This window comes from Zhongshania guokunii (genome assembly GCF_040892635.1).
Classification (GTDB): Bacteria; Pseudomonadota; Gammaproteobacteria; order Pseudomonadales; family Spongiibacteraceae; genus Spongiibacter; species Spongiibacter guokunii.
This window is the reverse complement of record NZ_JBFRYA010000001.1, coordinates 536,606-553,297: the sequence shown is the minus strand read 5'-3', so window position 1 is coordinate 553,297 and position 16,692 is coordinate 536,606. Positions and strand designations below refer to the sequence as shown.

Genomic DNA, 16,692 nt, shown 5'->3' with positions numbered 1-16,692 from the left:
CATGACCGCAGCCTTATCAAACACGCAGCCAGCTCAGCAAGAACTTCGCTTTGGCATAGAAGGCATGAGCTGTGCTTCCTGCGTTAGTCATATTGAAAAAGCCTTAATCGCCGTCGATGGCGTTAGCAAGGTTAGCGTTAATTTGGCCACCGAAACGGCGCAAATCACCCTAGCCAAAGCGGTACCCAGCGAACAACTGAGCGCGGCCGTTAAGAATGCGGGCTACCACGTAAGCACCAGCACGGTTCGCCTTAAGATTGGCGGCATGAGCTGCGCCTCCTGCGTTGGCAGAATAGAAAAAGCCTTGCAAGCAAGCCCTGGTGTGCTTGCGGTGAGCGTGAATTTAGCAACAGAAATCGCCAAAATTGAGTTTGCTAAAGACGCAATTAGCAACGCCGAATTAATCGCCGCCGTCAGCAATGCGGGTTACCAAGCAACGCTAGACACTGAGCAAGCCAAGGTAAGATCAGATTCCAAAATCAGTGCCTCTAGCAAAGAAGCCCGGGCTGTTATTATTGGCGCGATTTTATCGGCGCCCTTATTTTTGCCGATGGTTTTCAGCGTGTTTGGCAGCCAGTGGATGGCGCCGGGCTGGCTGCAATTTTTACTCGCGACACCGGTACAGTTTTGGCTGGGCGCGCGCTTTTACCGCGCTGGCTGGGCCGCAGTTAAAGCCAAAACCGGCAATATGGATTTACTGGTCGCACTCGGCACCAGTGCCGCTTACGGCCTGAGCGTATTTGAATTAATGCGGCCGTATTTTGCGGAGCAAACACATAGCGGCGGCCATGCTAGCGGCCACTATTACTTTGAAGCCTCTGCGGTTGTTATTACCTTGGTGCTATTGGGTAAATGGTTAGAGGGCCGCGCCAAACGCCAAACCAGCGCAGCCATTCAGGCCCTGCAATCCCTGCGCCCCGCTACTGCGCGAGTTCGTGGCGAGAACGGTGACAAAGAAGTGGCCGTTGAAAATATCCGCAGCGGCGATTTGGTCATTGTAAAACCCGGCGAACAAATCCCTGTCGACGGCGTGATTAAAGAAGGTGCCAGTCACATCGACGAGTCTATGCTCACCGGCGAGAACCTGCCCGTTAGTAAAGACGTGGGCGATAAGGTCACCGGCGGCGCGATCAATGTCGACGGCGTCTTACTGATTGAAACCACCGCAATCGGCAGCGAATCCACCTTGTCGCGCATTATTCGCATGGTCGAAAATGCCCAAGCCGCCAAAGCGCCGATCCAGCGCTTGGTAGATCAAGTCAGCGCGGTGTTTGTGCCAGTGGTGTTAGTGATTGCCCTCGCCACCTTGGTCACTTGGTGGCTTTATAACGGCGATATTCAAGGCGCGATAATCAATGCCGTGGCGGTATTGGTTATCGCCTGCCCCTGCGCCCTTGGCTTAGCTACACCCACCGCGATCATGGCCGGAACTGGGGTAGCGGCAAAATACGGCATTTTAATTAAGGATGCAGAAGCACTGGAGATCGCTCACAAAACCACCACCGTGATTTTCGATAAAACCGGCACCTTGACCGTGGGCAAACCAAGCCTAACTGCCACCAAGGCCGTGAACGGCGATGAGCGGGAATTAATTCGACTCGCGGCCGCCGTGCAATCCGGCAGCGATCATCCGCTGGCAAAAGCGGTTATGAGCAGGGCTGAAGAACAAGGCATTGCCGTAGACCAAGCCAGCAATGCCAAAGCCTTGGCTGGTCGCGGGGTAAGTGCCCTTGTCGACGGCCAGCAACTAAGCCTCGGCAATACACGATTAATGAAAGAGCTGAATATTGAGCTTGGCGATTTAGGAAAAACCGCCGAAGACCTAGAAGCGCAAGGCAACACCCTGTCATGGTTGGCAGTTGAAGGTGATAGTTCAAAACTGATTGGTTTACTGGCCTTTGGCGACGAGATCAAAGCCTCGGCAGCACAGGCCATCGCCCTGCTCCATGCCAAGGGCATCGAGACCATTATGCTCACCGGCGACAATCAAGGCAGCGCCAGCACAGTCGCCGCAAAATTAGGCCTGAGCGATTTTGTCGCCAATGTTTTGCCCGACGACAAAGCAAAGAAAGTTAGCCAACTGCGCAGCGAAGGCCGCGTTGTCGCCATGGTCGGCGACGGCATAAACGACGCCCCCGCCCTCGCCGCGGCTGATATTGGCATTGCCATGGCCACCGGCACCGACGTCGCCATGCACACCGCAGGCATAACCTTGATGCGCGGTGACCCAGCACTGGTGGCAGACGCCATTGCGATTTCCCAGCGCAGCTACCGAAAAATCAAGCAGAATTTGTTTTGGGCCTTTATCTATAATGCGGTCGGTATACCGCTGGCGGCGTTTGGATTACTGAACCCCGTTATTGCCGGTGCGGCCATGGCCTTTAGCAGCGTGAGCGTGGTGAGCAATGCCCTGCTCTTAAAGCGCTGGAAACCCGATAGCGCGAACAATCCCAGCGAGGACAACTAAAATGAATATCGGTGAAGCCGCCAAAGCCAGCGGCATATCGGCAAAAATGATCCGCCACTACGAGGGGATTGGTCTTATTGAAGAGTCCCGCCGCAGTGCGGCGGGCTATCGCATTTACTCAAACAACGATCTGCACACCCTAAGCTTTATAAAGAGTAGTCGCTCACTGGGCTTTTCTTTAGACCAGATCAAACAACTGCTGTCGCTATGGCAAGATCGGGGCCGCGCCAGCAGTGATGTGAAGGCGCTGGCCTTGCAGCATATTAAAGAACTCGATGATAAAATCACTGAACTCAGCGCCATGCGTAATCTTTTGCAAAATTTAGCGACAGAGTGCCACGGTGACAACCGCGCCGAGTGCCCAATACTGCAGGGCTTAGAACAGCAATGTGGTGAAGCAAAAGCCAAAAAGACGTAGTATGAAAAATATCTGAGATTCACTGCATTCCTAAGGCATCGAACTTCACGCCGATAAATGAGCCAGATCACTAAGAGATTATTAGCCGTTAAATTATGAAAAAGCTTCTTAACATTCCGCTGCTGAGTCTACTGATACTGATTTATTTCAGTAAGTCAGTGCTGGCTGCGGTGCCGATGTTAGGAATGACCCACGCGGCGAATTACGCACCAATGACGTCTGCTGCAAGTCATTGCGTTAGCGAAAGCCACAGCGAACACAATAGCGAACACAACAGCTCCCAGCATCATTCAAGCCATAGCTCACACGCTGAAAACACCACAGATATAAGCCTGCACTCAGCGTCTCATGATTCGACCAGTAACAGCGTTCACTGCGACGCCAAATGCCAGTGCTGTATTGGCAGTTGCGGCACCGTTGCACTGCTCGCCGCAAACCTCGCTAAACAGACCATTAAACCCCATTTCTCTATAGCCGAGTTTGACCTTCAGCTACTGCCTCAACACCCCTCCTCGCTGTTTAAACCACCCATTTTTAGTTGATTACAAGACAACTGCGCCTGTCGATTGGGAAATCAACCCTCTAGACAACCAGCGCTAATAGCAATTAATTATGGAATATAACGATGAAATACAAAATAAATCCCACTATCGCCGCTGGCAACTCGCTTCCACAGCCAAGCGTGTCACGACGTCAGTTTGTAATGGGCGCAGCCAGTGCTGGCGCGCTAATTGGTTTGAGCGGCAGCCCACTGAGCTGGGGCGCGGCCAATTCGCCAAAACTTACGGAACGCCAAACCCTCAGCGGCAAACATTTTGATTTAGACATTGGCTACCAGCCGGTTAATTTTACCGGCAAATCCAGAATCGCTACCGCGGTGAATGGCAGCGTGCCCGGCCCCATCTTACGCTGGAAGGAAGGCGACGATATCACCCTGCGGGTGCGCAACCACCTTGCCCACGACAGTTCTATTCACTGGCACGGTATGATTCTGCCGGCAGAAATGGACGGCGTGCCGGGCATGAGTTACGCAGGTATCAAGCCAGGAGAATATTTTGATTACGCCTTTAAAGTGCAGCAAAGCGGCACGTACTGGTATCACAGCCACTCTGGTTTTCAGGAGCAAACTGGTGTTTACGGCGCCATTGTAATCGAGCCCAAAGACCCCGATCCGGTGAGTTACGACCGCGACTACGTGGTGCAGCTCTCTGACTGGTCAGATGAGGCGCCAGAAGATATTTACGCCAAGCTGAAAAAACGCGGTGATTACTATAATTTTAACGAGCGCACTGCTGGTGATTTATGGCGCGATATTAAAGAAAAAGGCCTGAGCCAAACTTGGTCTGAGCGCAGCATGTGGAACCAAATGCGCATGAGCGAGCGGGATATTGCCGATGTGACCGCCTATACCTACACCTATCTAATGAACGGCGCAACGCCGGAACAAGGCTGGACGGGGCTTTTTAAGCGAGGCGAAAAAATCCGCTTACGATTCATAAATAGCGCCGCCATGACCATTTTTGATGTACGTATTCCCGGCCTTAAAATGACCGTGGTTGCCGCAGACGGCCAAAACGTTGAACCCTTCACCATCGATGAATTTCGCATCGGCGTGGCAGAAACCTACGATGTTGTTGTGGAGCCCAATGACGACAGCGCTTACTGCGTATTTGCGCAAAGCATTGACCGCAGCGGCTTTAGCCGCGGCACCCTCAGCCCTAACCCTGCATTGAGTGCGCCCATTCCAAATATGGACCCCGCACCAATCTTAAGCCATCGCGATATGGGCATGGCGATGGCCGGTATGAATCACGGCGGCGAAGGTGCGAGCACTATGACCGGCATGGATCACAGTGGCCATGACATGAGTAGCATGAAAGGCATGGATCACAGCCAACACGAAATGGCTGACATGAACATGCCCATGGCAACGCCTTTGGGCAAAGCCGGTTTTGGTAGCAATAAGGAAATCACACATGTAAAAACCGAATTTGGCCCCCAGGTTGACGCCCGCGCCAACAGCCCCCAAAACGGACTCGATGATCCAGGAATTGGCCTGCGCGACCACCAGCAGCTTTATGGTCGTAAAGTGCTGCGCTATAGCCAGCTCCGCAACTTATACCCTACCCAAGATCGCCGCGAACCCAGCCGTGAAATTCAGTTGCACCTCACCGGCAATATGCACCGCTATATGTGGTCGGTAAACGGCATTCCCTTTGCCGATGCCGAGCCCCTTGCCCTTAGTTTTGGCGAGCGCGTGCGTATTACCTTGGTGAACGATTCCATGATGACCCATCCTATTCACTTACACGGCGTGTGGAGCGAACTAGAAACCGGCGACCCCGAATACATTCCCCGCAAACACACCATCTTGGTTCAACCGGGTTCCAAAATCAGCTACCTCGTCACCGCCGATGCAATGGGCCGCTGGGCCTATCACTGCCACTTGCTCTACCACATGCCCGGTATGATGCGAGAAGTGCGCATCAGCCATAAAGGAGGTGTAGCATGAAAATGACTAAGCGCGGATTCACTGTGAGCCTATTGGCTATCGCCGTAAACAATATGAGCTTCGCCCACGAAGCCGCCGACCCGCTCATTAGCATGGTGTCGATAAACCAATTAGAGCAGCGCCTTAACAACGACTCACAAAACGACGATCTCGATATTAGCAGCTGGAATGCCGATGTTTGGCTGGGCAAAAATCTAGACAAACTATGGTTAAAAACCGAAGGCGAATTTGTCGACGGTCAGCGCGAAGAATCTGAACTACAAGTGCTTTACAGCCACGCTATTGCCCCCTACTGGGATCTGCAAACCGGTTGGCGTGGCGACTTTAACCAAGACCAAAACCAACACTGGTTTGCAGTAGGCTTGCAGGGCTTGGCACCGTATTTTTTCGAGATAGACAGCGCGCTGTATTTTGGTGAAGGCGGCCAAACCGCGCTGCGCATCGATGCCGAGTACGAGTTAATGTTCACCCAGAAACTCATCCTCAGCCCCGAACTCGAAACCACCCTTTATAGCCGCAATGCCCCTAAATATGAGCAAGGCAGCGGCCTCGCGAAGATCGACGCTGGCCTGCGCCTGCGCTACGAAATTCGCCGCGAATTCGCGCCCTATATCGGGCTTAACTGGACCAAAAAATACGGCAATACCGCCAACATAAGCAGAAGCAACGACGGCGATATCGAAACCCTTCAATGGGTAGCCGGGATTCGCGCTTGGTTCTAACAATCTCAATCGCCGGCTCTGCGAATACCAGAGTCGGTCCGGAAATTATTATCAAACACACTGAGGAAGCTAAAAACTTAAAGTTGGTCAGGATTAGATGGGGAATGGAAAACTACTGGGGAAATCAAGTAAAAATGGAGGCGCGGGTCGGAATCGAACCGGCGTACACGGAGTTGCAGTCCGCTGCATGACCACTCTGCCACCGCGCCAATAATACAGTACTGAAAACGCTATACTGTGTGATGTTTTGGAGCGGGAAAGGAGGCTCGAACTCCCGACCTCAACCTTGGCAAGGTTGCGCTCTACCAACTGAGCTATTCCCGCATCACAACATCTGGATTTTTAACTTGTTCCCACAAGTTCTAAAACACCTTTAAGCTGTGCTTTAAGAAGGCGCCTATTCTAGTCAGTCACCAAATTCTGTCAAGGAAAGTTGCTGATTTAACGTGATTTTTTTCTTAATCACCCGCTGTATCACGTAAATCTGGCCACGCCGCGTGCAGATAAATCAACATTGACCACAAAGTGAGCAATGCGGCTGTGTACAGAAATACAATATTGGCGTAGTACAAATAGCCTTTGTGCTCTGGCGGCACCAATAGCAGGCCAAAAATAGCGATCATTTGCATCGCAGTTTTCACTTTACCCAAATACGACACCGCCACGCTGGTGCGTTTGCCCAACTCGGCCATCCATTCGCGCAACGCCGAGATGACAATTTCGCGACCAATAATAATAATAGCTGGAATAGTAAACCACGAGGCGTCATAGCGCTCGATGAGCAGAGCCAAGGCTACCGCCACCATTAATTTATCGGCAACGGGGTCTAAAAACGCGCCTAGCGCGGTGCTCTGCCCCAATTTGCGGGCGAGGTAACCGTCTAGCCAATCGGTAACTGCGGCCACCGCAAACACGGCCGCGGTTAAGAAATAGGTGTGCGCAGCGGGCAGGTAAAATAAAACCACTAGCACCGGAATGAGCACAATCCGGAATAAAGTTAGGGTATTCGGTATATTCATAGTGGTCTCGTCAATGCAGCAGGGCTTATTCTATTCGTTTTCTAGGCGCTGCGCAGGTCTTCATAGATTTGCAGGGCAATTTTTTCGCTAATACCCGGCACCCGTCGCAAATCTTCCACTCCTGCCTGCTTAACCCCTTGCAAGCCACCAAAATGCCGGAGCAGTTCTCGGCGTCGCTTGGCCCCGACCCCAGGTATCCCCTCTAGCGTTGACTGGCGTCGGCTTTTGTCGCGACGAGCTTTATGGCCAGTAATGGCAAACCGATGGGACTCATCACGGATATGCTGAATTAAATGCAGGGCTGGACTATTGTCAGGCAAGCTGATTTCACGGCCGTCGTCACCGCGAATGAGTATTTCTAAACCGGCCCGCCGATCACTGCCCTTCGCCACCCCAACCATAAGTAAATCTTCAATACCCAGCTCTGCCATTACGGTTTTGGCCTGAGTCAGCTGCCCTTTACCGCCGTCGATAAACAAAATATCGGGCATGAGCACTTCGCCGGCTTTTACGCGCGTGTAGCGCCGACTAAGGGCTTGGTACATTGCCGCGTAATCGTCGCCAGGGGCAATGCCATCGATATTCATTTTACGATAATCGGATTTGAGCGGGCCGTTGCCGTCGAACACCACGCAGGAAGCCACCGTGGCCTCTCCGCTACTGTGACTTATATCAAAGCACTCTAGGCGCTCAGGCAAGGCCTCTAAGCCCAAAACCTCCTGCAGGGCTTTAAAACGTTTCAGACTGCTGGCCGACGACGCGAGACGGTTCTTGAGATTTTGTTCGGCGGCGGTCAGCGCTAAATTTTGCCATTTGGCGCGATTGCTGCGCACCTTGTGGCTAAGTGATACTTGGCGCCCGGCCTGCTCGCTTAGGCTGGCGGCCAGCAGGTCGCTGTCGTCCAGCATAATATTACTGATAATTTCCCGTGGAATATCGCTAGCGCCGCTGCCAATTAGATAGTGCTGTGCCACAAAGGCTTCTAACTGCATCACCAAGGGCTCTTCCAGCTGGCTTTTAGGGAAGTAGCTGCGACTGCCCAGCACTCGACCGCCGCGTACGCAAACAAGTTGAATACACACTTGGCCGCCGTCCATAACACCACCAAGAATGTCCATGTCGCCGGTTTCGCCCTCAATACATTGGGTCGACTGCACTTGCTGCAAATGGGCTATTCGATCGCGCAGCTCGGCGGCTTGCTCAAATTCTAAGGCCGCCGCATGGCGCTCCATTTGATTGGCCAAATCGGCCTGTATATCCGAGCTTTTTCCCTTTAAAAACAATTCAGTATACTTAACATCTAAGGCATATTCTTGATCGCTAACCACGCCCACACAGGGCCCCGAACAGCGACCAATTTGATACTGCAGGCAGGGCCGACTCCGACCTTTGTAGTAGCTGTCTTCGCACTGGCGCACCCGAAAAACTTTTTGCAGCCAACTCAAACTTTCGCGCACTGCGGCGGCGCTGGGGTAGGGTCCAAAATATTGGCCCTTGCCAGTTTTGCGGCCGCGATGAATGCTTAGGCGCGGGTGCTCGTGGTCGGTACTGAGATAAATATAGGGATAAGATTTATCGTCTCTAAGCAGAATATTATAGGGTGGTTTGTACTGCTTTATGAGATTTTGCTCTAGCAGCAGCGCTTCCCGCTCACTGGACGTGACGGTAACCTCAATATCGTGAATACGGCCAACAAGAGCCACTGTTTTTGTGGTTAAACCACTAGCGCGGAAATAACTGCTCAGGCGCTTGCGAAGGTTTTTGGCCTTGCCAACGTATAAAACCTCGGCCGCCGCATTGAGCATCACATAGACCCCCGCCTTGGCCGTAACAGTTTTTAAAAAAATGGCGGAGTCGAAATGCTTTAATTCAGTATCAGTCATAGTATTGCGACGGCGACAGTTAAGCGCCTGGGGACTCGATTAAACCGTGGCGCATGGCCAATAAGGTCAATTCAACATCGCCACCAATATTGAGTTTTTCAAAAACCCGATAGCGATAGCTGTTTACGGTTTTGGCAGAAATATGCAGCTGATCAGCAATGTCTTGCACCTTCTGGCAATTGGCAATCATCAAGCTGATTTGCATTTCGCGCTCAGACAACGATTCAAACGGCGATTCTGCGTCGCCGTCAAACCCTTTTAAGGCAATCGCCTGGGCGACACTGGGGCTTAAGTAGCGCAGACCTTTAGCCACTTGCCGCACAGCTAGCACCATTTCTTCCTCTGACGCACCCTTGGTTACATAAGCTGAGGCACCGGCTTTTAGGAGGCGGCTAGGCATGGGTTCTTGATCGTAGGCACTGAGGGCGATAATACGGGTTTTTGGCGACACTAAACGCAGCTTACGGGTAGCTTCCAAGCCGCCAATACCCGGCATACGCACATCCATTAATACTACATCGGGGCTTAAAATTCGACAGCTACTAATGGCTTCTTCGCCACTTGCTGCTTGCGCGATAACAGAGATGCCATCGGCGTCGTCGAGCATTCGCACAATCCCGGTACGCACCATGGCGTGATCGTCGGCAACTAAAACTGTAATCATGTATATTCTCGCATCCAATGCTTGTCACAATACCACTGCAATCTCGGCCTAACCAGCCTGCTGTGGTTTAATCCTGTGGCGATAATAGCACTTTGCGAAAGGTTATATTAATTCGGCCCTGGCTTAGCCCTTTACGCACTGGTAGCGCATGCTGCCAATAGCGTTGTGTTGGCGGTAGCATTAATAGTAAGGAGCCCGAGGCGAGATTAATTTTCTGCGCTGGGCGCTTATTTATTTTTGACTTGAGCATAAAATCCCTAGGGCAACCTATGCTCAGCGACGCCACACAGGGATCGCTTCCTAACACGGCCTCGTCGTCACTGTGATAGCCCATGCAGTCATTGCCATCGCGATAATAATTTAGCAGCGCACAATTAAACTCATAGCCGGTATCAATCACAATTTTGTCACGCAAGGAGCTGAGAACATCTGGCCATGGCTGGGCTATATGTTGGTATCCGCTATAGCGGTAGCTGACGCCGACATCGCCAATAAAAGCCACTAACCGTGGGCTTACATGCCGACGCCCATACACCTCCAACACCGGCTGCTGCCATGGGGTATTGTCGCGCAGCAGTTGGTAGAGAGTGTCGGGATCGTCGATATACTGCGGGTAGTAGCTAAGCCCGCCATTTTCTAGTGGAATATGCTCGGGACCAAAAAACATCAGTAAATGCGAGGCTCAATTTCAAGACCAATGCCAAAGCGCGCGCTGACATCAGCTTGAATAGCGCTAGCCAGCGCCAGCACCTCACCACCACTGGCCGCCTCATAATTAACCAGTACAATCGCTTGGCGGGGATGAATACCCACCGCGCCTAGGCGCCGCCCTTTCCAGCCGGCTTGGTCTACCAGCCACGCCGCCGCCAGTTTGACGCGCCCCTCAGGCATCGACCAATGGGGCAACTCTGAATATTCAGCAAGGAGTGCCTTGGCCTGATTAGCTGTAATGATTGGGTTTTTAAAGAAGCTGCCCACATTCGGCTCTAGACGAAAATCTGGCAGCTTCTCGGCGCGAATTCGCGCCACAGTTTCAGCGACAATTTCGGGTGTGGGGCTGCAATTTGCTGGCAGCGCCTCGCGCAGTGCGGGGTAGCTTAGTTCAAGCGCAGGGCTTGTTTGCAGGCGCAGGGTGATGGCGGTAATTATAAAAGTGTCACGCAGTGCGCCCTTAAACACACTGTCGCGATAGCTCAGGTGGCAATCAGACAAACTGACGTTGCGTAGGCTGTTAAGCGCCACATCCCAGCCGGTAACCGAGACTAGTACATTGGCCAGCTCCACGCCATAAGCGCCGATATTTTGAATCGGTGCCGCTCCAGCCGAGCCTGGAATGGAGATGAGATTTTCTAGACCATACCAACCCTGCGCCAGCGAGTATTTAACAAGGGCATCCCAGTTCTCCCCCGCCGCCACCGTAATAAAACGCTCGTCGCCGAGCGCTTCGCAACTAATGCCGAGCAAAGCGACGTGAATAACCAATCCCTGCACATCGCCGCGCAGTACCAGATTGCTACCGCCGCCAATAAACACCCGTCGCAGCCGCCGACTACTGCTAAATTGAATCGCCTCGCACAACTCCTCGAGGCTGCTCACTTCAACAAAATAATCAGCCTTAGCCCTGACCCCAAGGGTATTATAGGGCTGCAGATCGACATGGCGCTTAATATCCATTAGCCCTGCTCCGCCAATTTACGCTGAATTGTCGCCAGCAAGCCGCGAGCGCCATCTTCCACAAGGTCGAGCACCTCATCGAAGCCGCCTTCGCCGCCGTAATATGGATCAGGTACCTCACGTACAGCAGAAGCGCTAGCAAAATCGAGGAACAGACCTAAATGGCAGGTGTCTTGGGCACTGCGCATTTTCCGCAAATCCTGTAGATTGCTGTTATCCATGGCCAAAATATAATCAAATTTTTGAAAATCCTCAGCGCAGACCTGCCTTGCCCTGAGCGCAGACAAATCGTAAGCTCGGCTCTGCGCGGCCGCTTGGCTGCGCGGGTCTGGGCCGCGACCAATATGCCAGTCGCCGGTGCCAGCGGAATCAATTTGAATCTCATCCATAAGCCCAACATCGCTCACCATTTTTTGAAACACGCCATGCGCGGTCGGTGAACGACAAATATTGCCCAAGCACACAAACAGTACACTGCAACCCATTAGCGACCCGCCGCGACAATGTCGCGCACCAATTGCAGATCTGCCTCGGTATCAACACCGCCTGGTATTGCCACACAGGCCTCGGCAATATGAATACGCACCCCGTTCTCCATGGCCCGCAACTGCTCCAGTTTCTCAAAGCGCTCTAACGTGCCCACCGGCCAGCTTACGAATTGATGTAAAAAGCCCACTCGGTAGGCGTAAATGCCAATATGGCGCAAAAATGGTGCCGAACTCGGAAGCTTAACGTCCTCCCCGGCCCATTCATCACGACACCAAGGCATGGGCGCGCGGCTAAAATACAGGGCGTAGCCCTGAATATCGGCAACTGCCTTCACCGCATTGGGGTTAAATACCACCTCAATATCGTCAATCGCCTCGCCCAAGGTAGCAATACTTGCGCCAGCGTTTGCGGCCAAATTAGCCGCTACTTGTGCTATCGCAGCCTTGGGGATCAGCGGCTCATCGCCCTGCACATTCACCACGATTTCGTCGGCACCTAATTGCAAATGGCTCACCACTTCTTGCAGGCGATCAGTTCCCGACTCATGACTGGCCAAGGTCATCACTACTTCGGCGCCAAAGCCTTGGCAGGCATCAAATACCCGCTGATCTTCAGTTGCGATGACCACACGACTGGCATCGCTTTCGCAAGCCCGCTCCCACACGTGCTGAATCATCGGTTTGCCGACAATATCCAACAGGGGCTTGCCAGGTAAACGACTCGACGCGAAACGTGCGGGGATAATTACGGTGTAAGACATGGAAACTCCAAGTTAAATCAATTCTCGTGGTCAATCGTTGCTGTTATATGTGCTTCGCGGTGAATCAAACTAATGCACCGGCAACAAAACCTTAGCGCTTAGCTTTAAATTCTGCCAAACGAGACTGCAATTTTTTATAAAACTCATCGTCGATCACCCCGTTTACCGGCAGCATCCAGTGTTGATCCAAACTAAAATGTCGACACTTAACCGCGTCTTTTTCGGTCATCAACACCGGCCGTGCTTCGGTGAACTGTAAATCCCCCGCGGCATAGGGATAGTGGTCTGGAAAAGCATGTTCGATAACATCAAAACCGGCAGCGCGCAGACTGCGGAAAAATCGCTGAGGGTTGCCGATACCGGCAAGGCCATGAACCCGGCGCTCAGCTGCGGGCCAGTCGGCCAAAGCGCGCTGCTCACCCGTTGCCAAGTTCACCGCCACCGTGCCCTTTAGGCGCATAGCATGACCACCTAAGCCGGAATTATTTTGGGTGTCGCCGCCGTTGATAATACGCAGCGCAATATCGCGGGCTCTCGACCGCGGCTCCCGCAGCGGACCAACCGGCAGGCAGTGGCTATTGCCAAAGCCGCGCTCGCCGTCGATCACTAATACTTCGATATCTCGCGCTAAACGATAATGCTGGAGGCCGTCATCACTAATGATGAGATTACAGCCGCTTTGGCTAACTAATAATTGCGCCGCAGCGAGACGGTCTGGCGCCACTGCAACCGGCAATCCGCTGCGTTTAGCCATTAGGTAGGGTTCATCTCCCGCCTCGGCAGGACCAGAGTTACTAGTAAGCAAATACGGATATTCTGGCGCTCGGCCACCATAACCGCGACTGACAATACCCACCCGAAAGCCCTGCGCTTGGCAATATTCAGCCAAAGCCAATACCACGGGAGTTTTACCACTGCCGCCCACTGAAATATTGCCGACGACAATGACCGGCGCGCCACAGGAATGGCCGCGAATGAGCTGACGACGGGCAGCGGCTACCCCTCGGTATAGGCATTCGAGGGGAAGCAATGTCCGAAGTAAGCCCGGCTTGCCGTACCACGCGCGATTGAGTTTCTGCTCCAGCGCCACGCTGGCTTATTCCTCAAAATTCTTGTGGTAAAGCTGAGCGTAACGCTGGTTTAGCGCGAGTAACTCTTGGTGACTGCCCTGCTCCTTAACTTGCCCAGCCTCCATTACCACGATCTGATCGGCCATTTCGATAGTGCTCAAACGATGGGCGATAACAATGGTGGTGCGGCCTTTCATGACTTCTTCCATGGCTTTTTGAATATGGCTCTCAGCGCGGTTATCCAGCGCCGAGGTAGCTTCGTCAAAAATCAGAATTGGCGCATCTTTTAAGAAAGCACGCGCAATCGCCAAACGCTGGCGCTGACCACCCGACAGCATTACCCCGTCTTCACCAATCATGGTGTCGAGGCCATTAGGAAGCTGATCGATAAACTCGCTGGCGTGCGCCGCCTCAACAGCCGCGCGAACATCTTCACGGCTGGCACCGGCCATTTTGCCATAGGCAATATTATTGAAAATGGTGTCGTTAAACAGGGTAACTTGCTGGGTAACGAGGGCCATTTTGTCGCGTAAATTGGCCAGTTGATAATCCCGCACATCCACGCCGTCGAGCAGTATATCGCCTTTTTCATGTTCGTAGAAACGCGACAACAAACTCACCAAAGTCGATTTCCCTGAGCCAGACAGGCCCACAAGTGCCAGGGATTTACCCGCCGCGACCTTTAGATTTACGTCGCGCAGCACTAAATCGCTGTCACTATTGTAGGCAAAGCTAAGATTGCGAATTTCAATCTCACCACGAGTGGTATCGCTATGATAGCTGCCCTTGTCTTTTTCCTGCTCCGCGTCGATAAATTCGAATATATCTTCTGCTGCTGCCAAGCCTTTTTGAATAGTGCTACTCACATCGGCCAACTGCCGCATCGGTTTAGGTAAAAATAGCGCTGCCGACAAATAGGCGACAAAGGCACCCGGCGACATTTCTCCCCCCAGACCAAGGGCGATCCACACCAGAACTCCAGTTGCGACCACCACCGGAAACTGAATTACCGAGGGGCTGATAGCGTTGTAGTAAGCCATTTTAATGTTTTGGCTGCGATTGCGGCCGCTGGCCTCTAAAAAGCGTGCGCTCTCATAGGCAACGCCGTCGTAAAGGCGAATCTCTCGGTAGGCGCCAATCGACTCATTGGTGACCTGATTGACGTCACCCATGGCATTTTGAATATTTTTGCTGAGCTTGCGAAACCGCTTTCCGACCCAGTAAACCGTAACGGCAATCAGCGGCAAGGCGAGGAAAAACACCATGGTGAGTTTCCAGTTGGTGTACAGCAAATAGGCTATAAGTCCTAACGCAAAAGTACCTTCGCGCAGCACCACTTTAGTGGCATTGACCGCCGCGCCGGTTACCTGTTCAACGTTAAAGGTGATCTTAGAAATCATCATGCCGGTGGAGTTTTGGTCAAAATAACTACTTGGCATATGCAGCATTTTTTTAAACAATTCGCAGCGTAAATTGTGAACTAGGCTGTGCGAAACAATCGATATAAAGTAATTACCGGCGAAGTAACCCATGCCCCGCAACACGCCAAGCACGACCATCATTAACACAATCCACAGCCGCGCATCGGTTAACACAAAGTCTTTACCGCCCAGTGCCCACATAAATCTTGCCGACATGCCGCCGTCGCCCGGCACCATATTGCCGCCAATATAATCAACTATCAGCTGCATCATATCGGCAAGTAAGACCTGTACGCCTGAATACAGGGAGAAGCCCAGCACACTAAATAAAAACATCACCCACATCGGCAATACGTATTTCAGTAAGCGTCCGTAAATAACGAGATCAGATTTATTATTACTCATAGTGCAGGGTGTTTCCTGATGTTAAAAATTACTTGGCAGAAGTGCTGTTTAGATCAGCAGTATTTGCGTCAGGGCTTGCTAAATTCGGATCTTGCGTCGTTAAGCTTAATTTGGCAAAGCCAAGCCGACCGGCTGCATCCATTGCGGTAATAACCGATTGGTGGGGGCTATTGGCGTCTGCAGTAATGATTACCGGCAGCTCACTGTCACTGCCGGCCAATTCACGCATTGCCGCCATTAAAGATTCTACAGTGTGATCAAGCAATGCTTGTTCATTAACCCGGTAGTGGCCGCTGGCATCAATCACCACTTCTAAAACTTTATTTTCTTGGCGCGCCGGCTCGCCCTGAGCACTCGGCAGCTCTAAATTCAGACGGCTTTCTTTGGTGAACGTGGTCGACACCATAAAGAAAATTAGCAGCAGAAAGACCACATCGATCAGCGGGGTTAAGTTAACCCCGCTATCGTCCATGCGCTGGCGTTTAAATTTCACGACTTTTTACCCGCCGCGCCGTCTTTAATTTGGACCTCACCGTGCATGGCGTTGATTAGCTTCATTGCGTCTTGCTCCATCCTTACTACCAGCTCATCGATCCGGCGCAAAAAATAGCGATGCATAATTAGGGCGGGAATAGCCACGCAAAGCCCTGATGCCGTAGTAATCAGCGCTTCAGAAATACCGCCAGCTAAAACCCCAGCGTTGCCGGTACCCTGCACCATTATTTCGGTAAAAACTCGAATCATACCTAACACGGTACCCAATAACCCCAGCAACGGCGCAACTGCGGCAATTGTGCCAAGGGCGTTTAAGTAGCGTTCGAGATCGTGAATGATATGAGAGGCGGTGTCTTCGATGCTCTCTTTCATGATGTCGCGACCGAATTTGGCGTTGGCCAGCCCGGTGGCGAGGATTTGCGCGAGGGGTGAGCCGCGGCGCAATTCGCGCAATTTATCAGCGTCGAGCTGTTTATTTTGCAGCCAACCCCAGACTTGGTTAAGCAGATTGCGAGGCGCCACCTTGTCGGGGTTTAATTTTAGAAAACGCTCTACACATATAGCCAGCGCGATAATTGAAGACAATATAATTGGCAGCATTAACCAGCCGCCCGCTTTCACCAGTTCCAGCACATCACAATCCTACAATTTTTATGTGCGTGCATTATACGGAGTGATGGCCAAGGTAAGAAG

16 protein-coding genes and 2 tRNA genes are annotated in these 16,692 nt (G+C 52.2%); 5 read left to right on the top strand and 13 right to left on the bottom strand.

Going from position 1 to position 16,692, the window contains the following annotated elements; all coding sequences use genetic code 11:
* The first annotated feature begins 1 nt into the window (after position 1).
* From AB4876_RS02555 to AB4876_RS02535, 5 genes are all read left to right on the top strand, one after another.
* Entirely contained in the window at positions 2-2,467 is a 2,466-nt protein-coding gene (locus AB4876_RS02555) for a heavy metal translocating P-type ATPase (protein WP_368380073.1), read from the top strand.
* A 1-nt stretch (position 2,468) separates the two neighbouring features.
* Positions 2,469-2,885: a Cu(I)-responsive transcriptional regulator gene (gene cueR / locus AB4876_RS02550; protein ID WP_368380072.1), complete on the top strand. Its 417-nt coding sequence runs from the start codon at positions 2,469-2,471 to the stop codon at positions 2,883-2,885.
* Between the two features lie 95 nt (positions 2,886-2,980).
* Entirely contained in the window at positions 2,981-3,427 is a 447-nt protein-coding gene (locus AB4876_RS02545) for a hypothetical protein (RefSeq protein ID WP_368380071.1), read from the top strand.
* An 83-nt stretch (positions 3,428-3,510) separates the two neighbouring features.
* A complete protein-coding gene (locus AB4876_RS02540) occupies positions 3,511-5,397 on the top strand; it encodes a copper resistance system multicopper oxidase (RefSeq protein WP_368380070.1) in 1,887 nt (628 codons plus the stop codon).
* Complete coding sequence (locus tag AB4876_RS02535; protein ID WP_368380069.1) at positions 5,394-6,119, top strand: copper resistance protein B; 726 nt, start codon at positions 5,394-5,396, stop codon at positions 6,117-6,119. Before AB4876_RS02540 ends, AB4876_RS02535 begins: the two co-directional genes overlap by 4 nt.
* A gap of 135 nt (positions 6,120-6,254) precedes the next feature.
* Here AB4876_RS02535 and AB4876_RS02530 read toward each other — a convergent pair.
* From AB4876_RS02530 to AB4876_RS02470, 13 genes are all read right to left on the bottom strand, one after another.
* Positions 6,255-6,328, bottom strand: a tRNA-Cys gene (locus AB4876_RS02530).
* A gap of 39 nt (positions 6,329-6,367) precedes the next feature.
* Positions 6,368-6,443 (bottom strand) — tRNA-Gly (locus AB4876_RS02525).
* Between the two features lie 134 nt (positions 6,444-6,577).
* A complete protein-coding gene (gene pgsA / locus AB4876_RS02520; protein WP_301026861.1) occupies positions 6,578-7,138 on the bottom strand; it encodes a CDP-diacylglycerol--glycerol-3-phosphate 3-phosphatidyltransferase in 561 nt (186 codons plus the stop codon).
* 41 nt (positions 7,139-7,179) lie between these two features.
* Positions 7,180-9,021: an excinuclease ABC subunit UvrC gene (gene uvrC / locus AB4876_RS02515; protein ID WP_368380068.1), complete on the bottom strand. Its 1,842-nt coding sequence runs from the start codon at positions 9,019-9,021 to the stop codon at positions 7,180-7,182.
* Between the two features lie 19 nt (positions 9,022-9,040).
* On the bottom strand, positions 9,041-9,685 hold the full coding sequence (gene uvrY / locus AB4876_RS02510; RefSeq protein ID WP_368380067.1) for a UvrY/SirA/GacA family response regulator transcription factor: 645 nt from the start codon (positions 9,683-9,685) through the stop codon (positions 9,041-9,043).
* 67 nt (positions 9,686-9,752) lie between these two features.
* The gene (locus tag AB4876_RS02505; RefSeq protein ID WP_368380066.1) at positions 9,753-10,352 is read right to left on the bottom strand and encodes an alpha-ketoglutarate-dependent dioxygenase AlkB family protein; all 600 of its coding nucleotides are present in this window, start codon (positions 10,350-10,352) and stop codon (positions 9,753-9,755) included.
* On the bottom strand, positions 10,352-11,359 hold the full coding sequence (gene murB / locus AB4876_RS02500; protein ID WP_368380065.1) for a UDP-N-acetylmuramate dehydrogenase: 1,008 nt from the start codon (positions 11,357-11,359) through the stop codon (positions 10,352-10,354). Before murB ends, AB4876_RS02505 begins: the two co-directional genes overlap by 1 nt.
* The gene (locus tag AB4876_RS02495; RefSeq protein WP_368380064.1) at positions 11,359-11,844 is read right to left on the bottom strand and encodes a low molecular weight protein-tyrosine-phosphatase; all 486 of its coding nucleotides are present in this window, start codon (positions 11,842-11,844) and stop codon (positions 11,359-11,361) included. Before AB4876_RS02495 ends, murB begins: the two co-directional genes overlap by 1 nt.
* Positions 11,844-12,608, bottom strand: coding sequence for a 3-deoxy-manno-octulosonate cytidylyltransferase (gene kdsB / locus AB4876_RS02490; RefSeq protein WP_368380063.1), 765 nt, complete (start codon positions 12,606-12,608; stop codon positions 11,844-11,846). Before kdsB ends, AB4876_RS02495 begins: the two co-directional genes overlap by 1 nt.
* A gap of 91 nt (positions 12,609-12,699) precedes the next feature.
* A complete protein-coding gene (lpxK, locus tag AB4876_RS02485; protein ID WP_368380062.1) occupies positions 12,700-13,698 on the bottom strand; it encodes a tetraacyldisaccharide 4'-kinase in 999 nt (332 codons plus the stop codon).
* Between the two features lie 6 nt (positions 13,699-13,704).
* Positions 13,705-15,504, bottom strand: a complete 1,800-nt coding sequence (gene msbA / locus AB4876_RS02480) for a lipid A export permease/ATP-binding protein MsbA (RefSeq protein WP_368380061.1) — start codon at positions 15,502-15,504, stop codon at positions 13,705-13,707.
* 28 nt (positions 15,505-15,532) lie between these two features.
* The gene (locus AB4876_RS02475) at positions 15,533-15,997 is read right to left on the bottom strand and encodes an ExbD/TolR family protein (RefSeq protein ID WP_368380060.1); all 465 of its coding nucleotides are present in this window, start codon (positions 15,995-15,997) and stop codon (positions 15,533-15,535) included.
* Positions 15,994-16,632: a MotA/TolQ/ExbB proton channel family protein gene (locus AB4876_RS02470; RefSeq protein WP_368380059.1), complete on the bottom strand. Its 639-nt coding sequence runs from the start codon at positions 16,630-16,632 to the stop codon at positions 15,994-15,996. Before AB4876_RS02470 ends, AB4876_RS02475 begins: the two co-directional genes overlap by 4 nt.
* Positions 16,633-16,692 lie beyond the last annotated feature (60 nt).